At 59.7% G+C, this 13,660-nt stretch carries 14 protein-coding genes and 1 pseudogene; 9 read left to right on the top strand and 6 right to left on the bottom strand.

Annotated elements, in window-relative coordinates; genetic code table 11:
• The first annotated feature begins 1 nt into the window (after position 1).
• Genes ELH03_RS23730 through virB11 form a run of 6 tightly spaced genes read left to right on the top strand, consistent with a single transcriptional unit; the run spans position 2 to position 4,969 of the window.
• A complete protein-coding gene (locus ELH03_RS23730) occupies positions 2-922 on the top strand; it encodes a TrbL/VirB6 family protein (RefSeq protein WP_130766741.1) in 921 nt (306 codons plus the stop codon).
• Positions 923-974: 52 nt separating this feature from the next.
• Positions 975-1,259, top strand: coding sequence for a hypothetical protein (locus ELH03_RS23725; protein ID WP_130666527.1), 285 nt, complete (start codon positions 975-977; stop codon positions 1,257-1,259).
• A gap of 1 nt (position 1,260) precedes the next feature.
• A complete protein-coding gene (locus ELH03_RS23720) occupies positions 1,261-1,932 on the top strand; it encodes a VirB8 family type IV secretion system protein (RefSeq protein WP_130766740.1) in 672 nt (223 codons plus the stop codon).
• Positions 1,929-2,783 (top strand): P-type conjugative transfer protein VirB9, encoded by an 855-nt coding sequence (virB9, locus tag ELH03_RS23715; protein ID WP_130766739.1) that lies wholly within the window; start codon positions 1,929-1,931, stop codon positions 2,781-2,783. The genes ELH03_RS23720 and virB9 overlap by 4 nt, the downstream gene beginning before the upstream one ends.
• A gap of 9 nt (positions 2,784-2,792) precedes the next feature.
• Positions 2,793-3,965: a type IV secretion system protein VirB10 gene (gene virB10 / locus ELH03_RS23710; RefSeq protein ID WP_130766738.1), complete on the top strand. Its 1,173-nt coding sequence runs from the start codon at positions 2,793-2,795 to the stop codon at positions 3,963-3,965.
• An 8-nt stretch (positions 3,966-3,973) separates the two neighbouring features.
• A complete protein-coding gene (gene virB11 / locus ELH03_RS23705; RefSeq protein WP_130766737.1) occupies positions 3,974-4,969 on the top strand; it encodes a P-type DNA transfer ATPase VirB11 in 996 nt (331 codons plus the stop codon).
• 714 nt (positions 4,970-5,683) lie between these two features.
• Here the strand turns inward: virB11 and ELH03_RS23695 are convergent.
• Both ELH03_RS23695 and ELH03_RS23690 read right to left on the bottom strand, forming a co-directional pair.
• Complete coding sequence (locus ELH03_RS23695; RefSeq protein WP_130766736.1) at positions 5,684-5,899, bottom strand: DUF3072 domain-containing protein; 216 nt, start codon at positions 5,897-5,899, stop codon at positions 5,684-5,686.
• 247 nt (positions 5,900-6,146) lie between these two features.
• Complete coding sequence (locus ELH03_RS23690; protein WP_246798814.1) at positions 6,147-6,416, bottom strand: LysR substrate-binding domain-containing protein; 270 nt, start codon at positions 6,414-6,416, stop codon at positions 6,147-6,149.
• Between the two features lie 69 nt (positions 6,417-6,485).
• Between ELH03_RS23690 and ELH03_RS38015 the strand changes: the two are divergent.
• Positions 6,486-6,572: pseudogene (locus tag ELH03_RS38015) on the top strand (SDR family oxidoreductase); the annotation flags it as partial.
• 219 nt (positions 6,573-6,791) lie between these two features.
• Here ELH03_RS38015 and ELH03_RS23680 read toward each other — a convergent pair.
• The gene (locus ELH03_RS23680) at positions 6,792-7,700 is read right to left on the bottom strand and encodes a nucleotidyltransferase and HEPN domain-containing protein (protein WP_130766952.1); all 909 of its coding nucleotides are present in this window, start codon (positions 7,698-7,700) and stop codon (positions 6,792-6,794) included.
• Positions 7,701-8,043: 343 nt separating this feature from the next.
• Here ELH03_RS23680 and ELH03_RS23675 point away from each other — a divergent pair, with 343 nt between their 5' ends.
• Positions 8,044-8,460 (top strand): UPF0158 family protein, encoded by a 417-nt coding sequence (locus tag ELH03_RS23675; protein WP_130660238.1) that lies wholly within the window; start codon positions 8,044-8,046, stop codon positions 8,458-8,460.
• Positions 8,461-8,873: 413 nt separating this feature from the next.
• Here the strand turns inward: ELH03_RS23675 and ELH03_RS23670 are convergent, their stop codons facing one another.
• Complete coding sequence (locus ELH03_RS23670; RefSeq protein WP_130766735.1) at positions 8,874-10,547, bottom strand: IS66 family transposase; 1,674 nt, start codon at positions 10,545-10,547, stop codon at positions 8,874-8,876.
• Between the two features lie 14 nt (positions 10,548-10,561).
• Between ELH03_RS23670 and ELH03_RS23665 the strand changes: the two genes are divergently transcribed.
• Positions 10,562-11,707, top strand: a complete 1,146-nt coding sequence (locus ELH03_RS23665) for an RHE_PE00001 family protein (protein ID WP_130766734.1) — start codon at positions 10,562-10,564, stop codon at positions 11,705-11,707.
• Between the two features lie 215 nt (positions 11,708-11,922).
• Here the strand turns inward: ELH03_RS23665 and istB are convergent, their stop codons facing one another.
• Together istB and ELH03_RS23655 are read right to left on the bottom strand one after the other, a co-directional pair.
• On the bottom strand, positions 11,923-12,735 hold the full coding sequence (istB, locus tag ELH03_RS23660) for an IS21-like element helper ATPase IstB (RefSeq protein ID WP_130660431.1): 813 nt from the start codon (positions 12,733-12,735) through the stop codon (positions 11,923-11,925).
• Positions 12,725-13,660: Mu transposase domain-containing protein (locus ELH03_RS23655; RefSeq protein WP_130766733.1), on the bottom strand; the 936-nt coding region annotated here is incomplete at its 5' end. The genes ELH03_RS23655 and istB, both read right to left, overlap by 11 nt.

Genomic DNA, 13,660 nt, shown 5'->3' with positions numbered 1-13,660 from the left:
GATGTACCAGGTCTTCAGCTTCGTCGACGGCCAGTTCAAGGCACCGCTGGATAATTTCATCTCGTCGGGCACCTCGAACATCGCCAGCTGGATCGGCGGCCCGCTCACCGCGGCGCTGACGCTCTACGTCGTGCTCTATGGCTACCTTGTCCTGCGGGGCTCGGTCCAGGAGCCCATTCTCGAATTCGCGTTCCGGGCGATGAAGCTTGCCATCATCGTCATGCTGGTGCGCAACGCCAGCGACTATCAGACCTACGTCACCAACATCTTCTTCGAGACGCTGCCGCGCGAGATCTCGCAGGCGTTGAACTCGGGGACGGCACCCAGCGCTTCCACCTTCGACAGCCTCCTCGACAAGGGCCAGGAATGCGCGCGCGAAATCTGGGCGCGGGCGACTTGGCCCGCCGACATCGTCACCGGCATTGGCGGAATGATGGCCATCGGCGCGAGCTTCACCGTGGCGGCGATCGGCTATATCGTCTCGCTCTATGCCCGGCTGGCGCTCGCTATCGTGCTGGCGATCGGCCCGATCTTCGTCGCGCTCGCGATGTTCCAGTCCACCCGTCGTTTCACCGAATCCTGGATCGGTCAGCTCGCCAATTTCGTCATTCTCCAGGTCCTGGTCGTTGCGATCGGTTCATTGCTGATCAGCTGTATCGACACGACCTTCACGGCAATCGAAAGCTATACCGACGTCATGATGCGTCCGGTCGCTCTTTGCGCCATCTGCCTCGCCGCCCTTTACGTCTTCTACCAGCTGCCCGGCATTGCCTCCGCCCTTGCGGCGGGCGGAGCATCGCTGACCTACGGCTATAGTGCCAGCCGAGACGCCCATGAAAGCACGCTTGCCTGGGCCGCCTCGCATGGCACCAGAGCGGTTGGGCGAGGCGCCCGTTTCGTCAGCCGCCGCCTCAGAACTTGAGGGGCCGGACGATGCCTTCTCCACAAAAAACGTTTCGGAGGTTTGCGTTCAAATGATCCGCATCATCGTCTCGCTTCTCCTTGCCATGGACCTCACCGGTTGTGCTTCGATGTCCCACCCTTTGCCCAAATGCGACGGCTATTCGCGCCGGCCGCTCAACCGCTCCATGTGGCAATGGGAGGACAACAAGCCCACCGGGCAGGACGGTTCCGACGCTGTCCAGCCGACGGCGACCGGCCATGTGTCTTCCTATGGCGAAGAGCCGTTGGCGGAGGAGCCGGCCGCCTTTTCGCATTTCGATGCCGTGGGTTCCTATCGGCCGTGCCAGGAGGGGTGAGATGGTGAATACGGACAGTATGAAGGGCTATTTCGAAAGAGCGCGCCGCTTCGATCAGGATCGGCTGGTCCAGGTGGAACGGTCGGCGCGCATCGCCTGGTTCATCGCGATCGCCGCGAGCGTGCTTGCCGCCGCCTCGATCGTCGCCGTTGCCGGCCTCACGCCTTTGAAAACGGTCGAACCTTTCGTCGTTCGGGTCGACAATTCGACCGGCATCGTCGACGTCGTCTCGGCGCTGACCTCGACCGCCGGCAGCTATGACGAGGCGGTGACCAAGTATTTTGCCGCCAAATATGTGCGTGCGCGGGAAGGCTACGTCTGGAGCGAGGCCGAGGAGAATTTTCGCACCGTCGCCCTGCTGTCGACCCAGCCGGAGCAGACGCGTTTTGCGGCGATCTATCGGGGCGGTAATCCGGACTCTCCCCAGAATATCTACGGTCGCGGTGCAACGTCGCGGATCAACGTCGTCTCGATCTCCCTGATCAACGCCAATGTCGTATCGGTACGCTATACGAGGACCGTCACCCGCGGTGACGACGTCAGGACCACCCACTGGGTGGCGACGCTCACCTTCTCCTATGTCAACGCGCCGATGTCATCGACCGACCGGCTGACCAATCCGCTTGGTTTCGCCGTCAGCGAATATCGCGCCGATCCGGAGGCCATCAATTGAAGCAGACTGTCCTGATCGCCCTCCTTGTTGCCGGCCTCTCCACGACAGCGTCAGCGCTTGATATTCCGCGCGGCGCATCGCAAGATAGCCGTATCCGTTTCGTCGACTATCAGCCCTATAACATCACGAAGATCGTCGGCACCTTGCGGTCCTCGGTGCAGATCGAGTTTGCAGCCGACGAGGAAATCGCCCACGTCGCGCTCGGTAACAGCGTCGCATGGGAAGTGGCGCCGGCCGGCAATATCCTGTTCCTGAAGCCCCGCGAAAACCAGCCCGTAACCAACATCTCGGTCGTCACGACCAGGCGGGACGGCTCCACACGCAGCTATCAGATGGAACTCACGGTTCGCGACGGCACCGTCGAGGCCGGGCAGAACACCTACTTCTATGTGAAGTATCGCTATCCTGCCGACGAAGCCGAACGCCGGAGGCTCGATGCCGCTGCTCGTGCGCAGGCGGCCCAGGCCGGCGAAGCGGACAAGGTTCTTGCTCTTCACGAAGCCTATGGCCCGCGCAACTGGCGCTATTCGGCGCAAGGGTCAGCGTCACTTGAACCGCAGGCAGTCTACGACAACGGCAAGGTCACCACCTTCGTCTTTGCCGGCAACCAGGAAATGCCGGCGATCTACATGGAAAATTCCGACGGCAGTGAGAGCCTGGTGCCGAAGTCCGTCGAGAACAACCTGGTGCTCGTGCACGCGATCAGCCGCAAGTTTATCCTGCGCAGGGGAGGCGACGTCCTCTGCGTCTTCAACGAGGCCTATGATCGTATCGGCATCAATCCCGATACGAACACCACCTCACCCTCAGTCGAGCGCGTCGTGAAGACGCAGGCAGCGAGTGGACAATAGGAGGACGTCATGGCCGAGGAAGACAGCACCCACATTCCGGGTGAGCGCGCCGAGACGACGACCCGCCGCGGTCTCGACAACAATCCGACGGTGAGACGTGGCGCGGTGGCGCTGGCAATCATCGCCTTCGTCGGTTTTGCGCTCTGGTCGATGCGCGGCCAGGAGAAGCCAGCCGACGGGGTCCAGCCAGAACGCGTCGTCATCCGTCAGACATCGGATTTCGAGCCGGCGAAGGAGCCGGCCCAACCGGTCGCCACGCCGCCGGAAACCATCCTGCCGACGCCCGGACTGCCCGAGCAGGCGGGCGAGGATGAGAAGCTTCTCGACGCTGCCCGCCGCGCGCCGGTCATCGCCTATGGTGGTGAAAAGTCCCGCCAGCCTCATGCTCGAGACCAGAATGCCAGCGTCGATGTCGCGTCGAATTATGTTCCGCTCGCAAACAGGCCGGGCGGCCTCAGTGCCGAGGCGGAAAACGAGGACCAGCGCTTCAATCGCATGCTGGCGCCGACACAGCTGCAGGGCTCGCGTGCAGGAACTCTTGGAAATCGCGACTTCATCGTCGCCATGGGGACCTCCATTCCATGCGTCCTGGAGACGGCGCTGTCCTCCGACCAACCCGGCTTCACCAGCTGTGTCATCAACCGCGACGTCCTGTCGGACAACGGCCGCGTCGTGCTGATGGACAAGGGCACGCAGGTCGTCGGCGAATATCGTGGCGGCCTTCGCCGCGGCCAGAAACGCCTGTTTGTGCTCTGGAACCGCGCAAAGACACCGACTGGCGTGATCATCACCCTGGCGTCACCGGCAACCGATGCCCTTGGGCGTGCCGGTGTCGACGGTTACGTCGATACCCATTGGTGGGAGCGTTTCGGCAGCGCGATCCTGTTGTCGATCGTCGGCGATGCGAGCTCCTATGCCAACAGCCAGCTGCAGGATAGCGATGTCGAGGCAGACAACACGACGAGTGCCGGAAAGCAGGCGGCGACCATCGCCGTCGAGCAGTCGATCAACATTCCGCCGACCCTGTTGAAACATCAAGGAGAGCTGGTCTCGATCTTCGTGGCGCGTGATCTCGATTTCTCTAGCGTCTATCGGCTTCGCGTGAGCGAACCGCGTAACCGCATTTACGATCGGGCGGTACTTGGCGATTTCGGTCCAGCCTCGACCCTGGTCACGAAATAGGCCCACTCATGAAGGAGGGAGCCGACTCCGGCGTCGTGCGCGAGCTGCTGGTACCGCTGTCGCCCTTTCTGAGTGACAAGTCTCTCTATGAGATCATCATCAACTGGCCAACCCAGGTGGTCACCGAGGGCACGGCCGGGTGGCAAACCCACGATCTGCCGGAGCTGTCGTTCGACAAGCTGATGCGTCTCGCGCGGGCTGTCGCCAGCTATTCCAACCAGGCAATCGACGAAACCCGGCCCATCCTCTCGGCCACGCTGCCGGGCGACGAGCGGATCCAGATCGTCATCCCGCCGGCGACGACAAAGGGAACCGTCAGCATCACGATCAGAAAGCCGTCGTCGGTGTCTCTGAGCCTGAACGATCTTGATCAAGGCGGCTTGTTCGCCGAGGTGGCAAGGGAAGAGGCGGACGTCTCTGCAATCGACCGTACGCTCCTGGACCTCCATCGAACCGGGTCATACCAGGCATTTCTTCGAGAGGCTGTCCATGCGCGCAAGAACATCATCATCTCCGGGGCGACAGGATCCGGCAAGACGACGCTTTCGAAGGCGTTGATCCGCCATATTCCTTCCAGCGAACGCATCATCTCCATCGAAGACACGCCCGAGCTCGTCATCCCGCAGCCGAACCATGTCCGCCTCTTCTACTCCAAAGGCGACCAGGGACTGGCAAAGGTCGGGGCGAAGGATCTGCTCGAATCCTGTCTGCGCATGCGACCCGATCGCATTCTTCTGCAGGAGCTGCGCGACGGCACAGCGTTCTACTACATTCGCAATGTGAACTCAGGTCATCCGGGTTCGATCACCACCGTGCATGCCGACTCGGCCAGGCTTGCCTTCGAACAACTGACACTGCTGGTGAAGGAATCCGAAGGCGGGCGGGACCTGGAGCGAAACGACATACGCGAGATGCTGAAGATAGCGATCGACGTCATCGTCCAATGCAAACGCATCGATGGTCGGTTTCGGGTGACCGAAATCTATTATCGGGCCGCCGCGTAGAGGGCGTTAGCCAGCTCGGTATGGCTTCAGCGACGGTGAGCGACGACAAATCCGGCGCACAGGCAATCCGGTAGATCTCCTCGCGATAGACGCGTGACTTTAACTTTCCGTCGCCGTTCCAGATCTATGGTCTAACTGCCGAGATGCGCAAAGATCGAGCGGTTGAAGTAGCGCTCTATATGGTCGCGGCCGACGAAGCGGCCGGAGGATTATGAGGTGTTGGCATTTGTCACCTTCGCACTACAGATTGGACGGATATGTATCGCGAAGCTTACAATTGTTCCAGAGGGAGACGTTCCGCGGCCTAGTCGAATTGTATCGTCGTGCCACTATTGTGGCATTGAATCCGACGGTTTAGTTTGCAGCGACAACGCCTCAACTAGAGTAAGTCGGTGCGTGATCGGCAGCACAACCTAATCGATGGTGCGGCACGGCTTCCATGCAATCCCAGCGGCTACCAGAGCGAGCGGTCCGGCGGCACCGACCGCGTTTAACATCGGGCCGCTACGGGAACTAGGACCGTCGATGTTGCTCGCAGCGATCAGCACGCAGGCTAAAAGCCCAAGTCCTTTGCGCCAAAACTTATGCGGACGTGGTTGGTTGAGTTGCAGGTCTGACATGGTCTCGTCCTTCCGCCGCTGCGCGATCAAACTGTTGCGGGCGCAAAAGTTCTGCCTTCGGCTCCGAACAAAGTTGTTATTGCAAGGCCGCCGCTCATTCCAAATCGAGCGACTGCTTCAGTTCGTCGATCCTCTTGGACGCTTCCGCCTTGGTCAGATCCTCGGCATAGGCATCGGGCTTGTGCGCCTGTTCGGACAAGGTTTTCAGATAGGACCGCTGCGCGCCGGTCATCGGTTCGTCGCCGCTCACCCAATCGTCAGGGTCCTTCTGTGTGTTGGACGATGTCTTGGTTTTCGGATTGTCACTCATAGCGGGCTCCTGACTGCGTTCTCTAAACGTTCCAAGCGATGCCTCGGTTCCAGCCCGTATGTCGATCGTCGCGTTGGTCTCTGTCGTCGGCCCTTCGTTCGGACGTAAATGCCGCACACCGTGGAGCGGAGGAGGGAAGTCTGCTCAATGCAATAGTCGCTCGGTCAATGCGGAAAACGGTGCCCGATCGATTTGCCCGAGAAAGCAGCGCTGACCCGACACCCGTCGGCTGAGATGCGCCAAGCCTCTAGGAATGAAGATCTTCCCGCCGTTCGGATGTCGCGCCGAATTCTGAAATGGCAAACGAGATGATGCTGCGCAGGCGCGGCGTCATGCGGCGGTCGCGGTGATAGATAAGTGACATCGGCCGTTCACGGAGATGCCAGTCTGGAAAGAGTTGAACGAGCAGGCCTGCCTCGACATCCGAACGCAGCAGAATAGATGGCTGCATGATTACTCCGAGGCCAGCGCGTGCAGCCATGCGGACGGCCTGACCGCTGTTGACGGTGATCGACATTTGCGGAACGACTTCGACCCTATCGTCACCTTTCGCCAGCTTCCATGGCGACCGTGCCGCCGGGGCCACTGGTTGCTTTCAGACGACGCCAGTTTCGTTACCGGGCAGGAGATAACCGTTGACGGTGGTTTCACAATAGGCGGCATACGGCTCTAGTCCGGGCAATCTCTCCATCAGGGAAATGACCGCAACACCTCGCAAAGCCGGCTCGTAGGCCGAGCTTTGCGGGGTCCTCGGCGTAGGTCCGCTCGGGCCGATGGAAGCCATTGTTAAAGCTTGCTGATCAAGCCGCGTTTCTTCCACCTGTCACGATCCGGGTCATCCTGGGGGCTAACGACTGCAGCGATTGAGTAGCCCGGCCCGTTGCGCCCGCTCCTAGTGGCTGTCGTGTTTGAGCTTTTCGAGATGCTCGGAGCAAACGGCTCTGACCAATTCAAGCAGCACGGTCGTCCGCTCGCCGAGCCAGGTGAGAGCCTCCTCGCTAATCTCATAATGCTTTGAATAGCGTGCCTTCACATATGCTTCGTTCAACGTGTTGAACCAGGCCCGTTCCCGGTGCTGATCACGCGGAAACGCCTCGGCCAGCCGGCGGTCCTGCTCCTCGGCGAGCGAGCGAAGGAACTTGATGTTGTGCGATGGTGGGCCGTAATTGGTGAGTGTGAGCAGAATGCAGGAATAAGCTTGCTCGAGGGATTGATGCATCAAGAATGCCGCCTCGTTTATCATGCTGCTCTGCTTCGCAGATTTTGCAAGGGCATTCAGATTTTGTGCTGTCGTATATCTATGCCTAAAGTGATCCGTCGCTAACCTCAACCGATCCTCAAGGGTGAGTGGTTCGGGCTCGGCCAGCGGCTCATCGTCCAGTTCGTAAAGAACAATACCTTCCTTGCGGATGTCGGAGAAGAAATACTGCCCTTCCTTGAGGTAGGTGTTCACCTCACGTCTGGAGTGTACGATGAAGCTCACCGGCGTCTCGATCGACGCTTCGTGGATCAGCCGGTCGGCGGCCTTGTACCAATATTCGGCGAACTCGCAGAGCTTGCGATTGTTAACGATGATCAAGAGATCGAAATCCGAGCGATAGCCCTTCATGGTGAATGGCTCATCGACCCACCCGCCCTTGGCGTAGGAGCCGAACAGGATGATCTTCAGGATCCTGCCGCGCTTCTTGAAATCGGCGGTGCCCTCTTTCAACGCGTCCTCGAATTCCTCGTGCAGGATTTCGAGAACCCGGCCGAGTTCTCGCTGCTTGCGAAGCGGCATATGTTCAAGCGACGATTTCATAAGCAATCGATAGGCGAAAGATTTTAAATCGTCTACTCGCAGTTTTGAGAGGGAATCTACAGGAAAGTAATCCACATCTGAGGTAGCGTCCTTTCGAGGATCGCGTTGATCGAAGATGACCTTGAATGCCGATCCCTGGGCACGTCGACGCAAACGCCCGTCACCCGAGGTGACCCTGGCGGACGGCGGCGTCGCTGTCGCTTTACCTCCCGATTTCAATTTCGTCGCTCGTGAGCGCAAGCAGCCTCCCATTGCAAGTGCAGGAAGCGCCCACATTTATTTGCGCCCGATTTGGGACCGAGTTATATCTTGCAACGACAGGCTGGTGAGCGGCAGGACGGGAATGACTGTGGACTTCAGCGAGCTTCTGGACGCGTTCGAATTCGTGAGCTCCGTCGGAATCGGAGAAAACACGGCTTTTCTGTGCAAGGAGACAGGCAAGATCTACTGGCATTCGGACTGGGCGGACGATGTTGAAGAAATACCTGACATCGAGGACAGCGAAGAATACATCCGCATTCCGGAGAAGAAAGAACTCGATCTTGGCAAGCCGTTGGTGCTGAAGTTCGCTCGCCACCACTTGCCCGACGATAGCGATAAAGTTCTGGAGATCTTCAGTCGGGAGGGTGCCTATGCCCGCTTCAAGGACCTGTTGGAGCACAGGCACGCCATCGATCGGTGGTACGCATTCGAGAGGAAGGCCACGGAAGACGCTTTGAGGACCTGGTGCGACGATAACGACATCGAAGTCAGTGGTTGACGTTTGCTCAGGATCTGACTGGCCCCTAGGGAATAGTAGCCTGAGCTGTTTCCCGCACAGTTTTCTGCGTCACGTGGCCTGAATCGAGCGTCGTGTGACGCGGAAATGTCTACTGGTCTTTAAGTCACCTATCGACGCTGAGCAAATACAAATTGCTGAATTTACCAGTATAACCATCGATAACCAGTACTTATCGATGGTTAGCTCGGCAACTATTGATCATACGATGTGAGGAACCGGAATATCCATATAGAGTTTCTTTAGCGAATCATTTACCATAAAATCAATGGTTTACGATCTCGCGAAAATCAGCATGACAGCCCTGATGCGGCGTAAGCGGGGCTGATTTGGTGGCGATGCCGAGACAATCAGCATGTCTGACGCAAAGCTGGGTGCTCGAAGGCCGAGAGCGTTCAGGCGCGTGCTGCAACCATCGAGGCGAGGGGTGGCATAAGATGATCTTCGTCACCGATCCCCAGCCGATCGCCAAGATAGTGCCAGAACGACAGGCCGAGCTTTTGGCAGGTCTTCATCAGGCCGAGCATGCTGTCACGCGCCTGCCGACCGTTGCGACTGACCGTGCCGCCGGAGATTTTTCGCTTGATGACAAGTCCGCGCAGATCTCTTTCCGATGCATTGGTATGGAGCGGGGTTTCAGGCCGCTCCAGAACCCGCAGCAGTTCGTCCTTGCGGCGACCCAGTCGAAACAGCAGTTTGTCGAGGTCGCCATAGCCGGTGCGGATGGAAAAAATCCGATCGAACCGGGCCTGAATGCCCCGGGCTGCACGCGGATCAGGTCTTCGCTGATAGGCTTTCAGGGCCCTGTAAAAGCGCCAGATGAGATCCCGCAGGGTTTCGACATGCCGTACTTGGCCGGGTGTCGCCGGCATCAGTTTGTGCAGCAAACGCTCTGCGTGGACCCAGCACAGCGCATGGGTGCCGACGCGGAATTGTCCGGCATCGTCGGACACGATCATCGCATTGCCGACCAGACCATGATGGCGGATGGCGCCCCAGATGCCGGCCTCGGCAAACGGGCGGATTATTTCTTTGTCGAAGATGTCGATACCATTGGCGGCCAGATACTCGAGAAACGGAACCTGATTGGCAAACCGCCGCGGTTCACATGTCTTCAAATGCGCCAGAAGGGCGGGATCCACCTGACGGTTTTCCAGAAAGGTGAAGGCCGCATCGTTGAGAACATAGTCCTGATAGTTGCCGCGCAGCAGGGCCAGAAAGTTCAGCCGCGACTTCGACGGCGTCGTGCGGAAGGCGGTGAAATGTTCGCCGCCGATCTGTGTCGTATGGAAATTGCGATTGGCATGGCGGGCGCCTGTGTCGTCGACCGTGACAAAGGGAGCCGAGACCAGGCCGGCATGCAGCACGGCGGCATCCTCGGCATGAAAGCCATCCAGCCGCTCTGTCAAAAACCGGATGACCTGGCGTTTGGAAATCTCGACACCGACATCGTTCAGCAAGGTCGTCAATCGCTGCGTCGTGACCTGTCCATGGCTATGAAGCATCAGGCAGAAGCGACGCAGACTGGCGCCGTAGCCGCCCTTTATCCCTGCTGGCAGCGGCGCAATGATCGTGCGTCCTTCCGGTGTCAGCCAGCATTCGCGGCGATAGCGCACCACTTCGGCCCGCACGACCAGATCCCGGACCACGCAATCCTTGTAGCCTTTAAACCGCGATCCAGGTGGGGCTCTGGCAGGCAGCACCTCTTCGCGCGTGGCGCTCCCCGTGTCGCCCTTCGGCCCGCGACGCCGCGCAGGCTTTCGGCTGCCGGCAACCGCCTTGTCGCTGGTTGCCTGGTCCATGCCCGATGGACTGAACGGTGGGCGTGGCGGCAGGTTTTTAAGCCGCGCAATCTCATCGCGCAGAAGCTGGTTGTCGACCTTCAGCCGCGTGTTCTCGATCCTCAGCTGATCGTTTTCTTCTCGAAGCTTTCGGTTGTCAGCCTCGAGCGCCTCAATCCGGATTTCTGCCCGATCGGCCCGCGCCACAAGTCCCGTCACCAATTCCCGCAGCGCCTTCAGCGACAGCGTGTCAGCATGCTCGACCATGGGGAGGCGGCGCTTCGTCATAAAGGAAGTGAATCATGATTCACAAAAAATCGGAATCCCCCGTGCCTCCAGATCTGCTCCAGTTACTGATGCGGCCGGCATTTGACGCCGGTATCGCGCTGACGCGTCTGGACGAGCGCGTCGCTCGCTCACCGGTCGGCCAGGGATGGATCGAACGATCCCATTTCTCTGATGCCTGCGCCTCGCTGTGGATCGACGGTGAACTCGTCCATCTCGAAGACCTCGTCCTCCACGACGCCACGAAGGATATTCGCACGCCCACCCATGAGCTGACAATCGCCCGCGACGTCCTGCGCATCCGCAGGCGTATTGCCACACAGCTACCCGGTTGGGCACTGTCACTCGATGGCATTCGGACGCTGCGAAAGACCGCGGAGATCACGTCGACCGACACGGGGGAGGGGGCGGCCGCCGAGGCCATTCGGCGCGCGGTCGGAAGCGACCCAGAAGGGGAGGGCGACGACGTCGACGACATCGATACTCTCCCCGGTGTCGACTATGCCGCCATCGATGCGGTGCTCGCCCGATCGGAGGCTGCGATCGAAAACGTAACACGACCTGGCCGTGCCGGCGCGGCGGAAAAAGATCCGCTGGTTTATGATCTCGACTGGGACGAAGACGCGCGGCTGGATGAATGGCGTACCGTCTTGCGGCAGGTCCAGGATTTTCCGGCGGTGCTGCAGGCGGTGGTCTCCCTCGATGCCTGGAACGAATTGTCTGTCCTTCAGCACGCCCCCTGGCTCGGCCGGCTGCTTTGCGCGTCGATCCTGCGGCAGGCCGGCATCACCACCGGCGCCAATCTGGCCGCCATCAATCTCGGCCTCAAAACCATTCCCGTCGATCGGCGCCGGAATCGTGATCGGGAGACCCGGCTGCTCGCCATCGCCCACGGATTTTTGGCGGCCGCCGAGATCGGCATGAAAGAGCATGACCGGCTGGCACTGGCCCGGCAAATGATGGAGCGTAAATTGTCGGGAAGACGAACGTCTTCGAAACTGCCGGAGCTGGTCGAGCTGGTGATGGCAAAGCCGTTGGTGTCGGCCGGGATGGTGGCCAAGACGCTGGATGTGACGCCGCAGGCGGCGCGGCGGATTGTCGGCGAGCTTGGGCTCAGGGAGATGACGGGCAGGGGGAGGTTTCGCGCGTGGGGGATAATCTAGCCTTGACCGTTTCTGGAACGACCAGATCCTCTATCGCCTGTAATTCGCTAAGTACGCGCAATCGCTTTAACATTAGAGTGTTCTAGCTGGCGCGAAAGTGCGTAGCGAGGCATGAAAAGGCAGGGGGTGGCACATGTTTACGCGCCACCTGCGCGCCAGTATGTTGATTTCCACTGAGAGCTGACCCGGCGTTTCCACCGAGAAGTGACCCGCCTTTAGGTATCGTTTGTGTTGGTCGTGGTGGTCAAGTTCCTTCGTTTCTCCTTCGTTGTTTTGGGCTCATGCGCCGAGCTGTTCTTGAAGCGGAAGCTGTCGTTTCCGGTTTCCAGGATGTGGCAGTGGTGGGTAAGCCGGTCGAGCAGCGCGGTCGTCATCTTGGCGTCGCCGAACACGCTGGCCCATTCACTGAAGCTCAGGTTGGTGGTGATGATGACGCTGGTGCGCTCGTAGAGTTTGCTCAGCAGATGGAAGAGCAATGCACCGCCTGAGGCGCTGAACGGCAGGTATCCCAGCTCGTCGAGAATGACGAGATCGGAATGGACGAGTCGATTAGCGATCTGCCCAGACCGACCCTGCGCCTTCTCTTGCTCGAGAGCGTTGACCAGTTCGACCGTTGAGAAGAACCGGACCCGTTTATGGTGATGCTCGATGGCCTGGACACCGATCGCGGTGGCAATGTGTGTCTTGCCCGTGCCGGGACCGCCGACCAGAACGATGTTGTTGGCGTCGTCGAGGAAGTCGCAGCGATGAAGCTGTTGCACGAGCGCCTCGTTGATCTCGCTGCTGGCGAAGTCGAAGCCGTTCAGATCACGGTAAGCCGGGAAGCGTGCGGTTTTGAGCTGATATGCGGTCGATCGGACCTCTCGTTCCGCAGTCTCCGCCTTGAGAAGCTGGGACAGGATCGGAATGGCAGCCTCAAACGCCGGCGATCCCTGCTCGGTCAGATCACCGACGGCGTGGGCCATGCCGTGCATCTTCAGTTGCCGTAGCATGATGACGATCGCGCCGCTTGCCGGATTATGACGCATGGCGAACCTCCGTCTTTCTCAAGGTATCGTATCGTTCGACATTGGCCTTGGGCTCATTGGTGAGCGTCAGTGCCTGAGGTGCGTCGAGGGTCGGCGGCGTGAAGGATTTGCCGTCGACCAGGCGATGCAGCAGGTTCAACACATGCGTCTTGGTCGGAACGCCGGACTTCAGCGCCATGTCGACGGCCGAGAGCACTGCCTGTTCGTCGTGCTGGAGAACAAGTGCCAGGATATCGACCATCTCGCGGTCGCCACCTGGCTTCTTGAGCAGATATTGTTGCAAGGTCCGGAATGCGTCTGGAAGCTCGGCGAACGGTGCGCCGTTGCGAAGAGCGCCGGGCTTTCGCTGCACCACCGCCAGATAATGCCGCCAGTCATAGATGGTCTGCCCCGGTCGATCATGGGAACGATCGATGACGCGACGGTGCTCGCAAACGATCTGACCTTCTGCCGCGACGACGACACGATCCGGGTAGACTCGAAGGCTCACCGGTCGATTGGCAAAGGATGCCGGAACGCTGTAGCGGTTGCGCTCCAGATGCACGAGGCAGGTTGGCGTGACCCGCTTCGTGTATTCGACAAACCCGTCGAACGGCCTGGAAACGGGCATCAAAGCTGGTGTTTCCTCTGCCCAGATGTCGGCGATGGTGCCACGCATCTGACCATGCGGGGTCTGTGCCCAGAACTCCTTGCAACGCTGCTCAAGCCAGTCATTCAGGGCTTCCAGTGATGGAAAGCGCGGGACCGGTTGGAAGAAGCGATGACGCGCATCCTGAACGTTCTTCTCGACCTGTCCTTTCTCCCAGCCGGAGGCCGGATTGCAGAACTCGGGCTCGAACACGTAGTGGCTGGCCATTGCCATGAAGCGGACGTTGACGTCGCGCTCCTTGCCACGGCCGACCTTGTCGATTGCAGTCTTCATATT

The sequence above is a fragment of the Rhizobium beringeri genome (genome assembly GCF_004306515.1).
Lineage (GTDB): Bacteria > Pseudomonadota > Alphaproteobacteria > Rhizobiales > Rhizobiaceae > Rhizobium > Rhizobium beringeri.
Note: the sequence above shows the minus strand (reverse complement) of the source record. Positions and strands in the feature narration are given on the sequence as shown.

Coding starts and splice junctions, on each gene's coding strand:
- ELH03_RS23665 (WP_130766734.1), top strand. CDS start 10,562: ATGATTCACAAAAAATCGGAATCCCCCGTGCCTCCAGATCTGCTCCAG.
- ELH03_RS23690 (WP_246798814.1), bottom strand. CDS start 6,416: ATGTCGATCACCGTCAACAGCGGTCAGGCCGTCCGCATGGCTGCACGC.
- virB11 (WP_130766737.1), top strand. CDS start 3,974: ATGAAGGAGGGAGCCGACTCCGGCGTCGTGCGCGAGCTGCTGGTACCG.
- ELH03_RS23680 (WP_130766952.1), bottom strand. CDS start 7,700: ATGAAATCGTCGCTTGAACATATGCCGCTTCGCAAGCAGCGAGAACTC.
- istB (WP_130660431.1), bottom strand. CDS start 12,735: ATGCGTCATAATCCGGCAAGCGGCGCGATCGTCATCATGCTACGGCAA.
- ELH03_RS23670 (WP_130766735.1), bottom strand. CDS start 10,547: ATGACGAAGCGCCGCCTCCCCATGGTCGAGCATGCTGACACGCTGTCG.
- ELH03_RS23675 (WP_130660238.1), top strand. CDS start 8,044: ATGACTGTGGACTTCAGCGAGCTTCTGGACGCGTTCGAATTCGTGAGC.
- ELH03_RS23695 (WP_130766736.1), bottom strand. CDS start 5,899: ATGAGTGACAATCCGAAAACCAAGACATCGTCCAACACACAGAAGGAC.
- ELH03_RS23720 (WP_130766740.1), top strand. CDS start 1,261: ATGGTGAATACGGACAGTATGAAGGGCTATTTCGAAAGAGCGCGCCGC.
- virB10 (WP_130766738.1), top strand. CDS start 2,793: ATGGCCGAGGAAGACAGCACCCACATTCCGGGTGAGCGCGCCGAGACG.
- ELH03_RS23725 (WP_130666527.1), top strand. CDS start 975: ATGATCCGCATCATCGTCTCGCTTCTCCTTGCCATGGACCTCACCGGT.
- ELH03_RS23730 (WP_130766741.1), top strand. CDS start 2: ATGTACCAGGTCTTCAGCTTCGTCGACGGCCAGTTCAAGGCACCGCTG.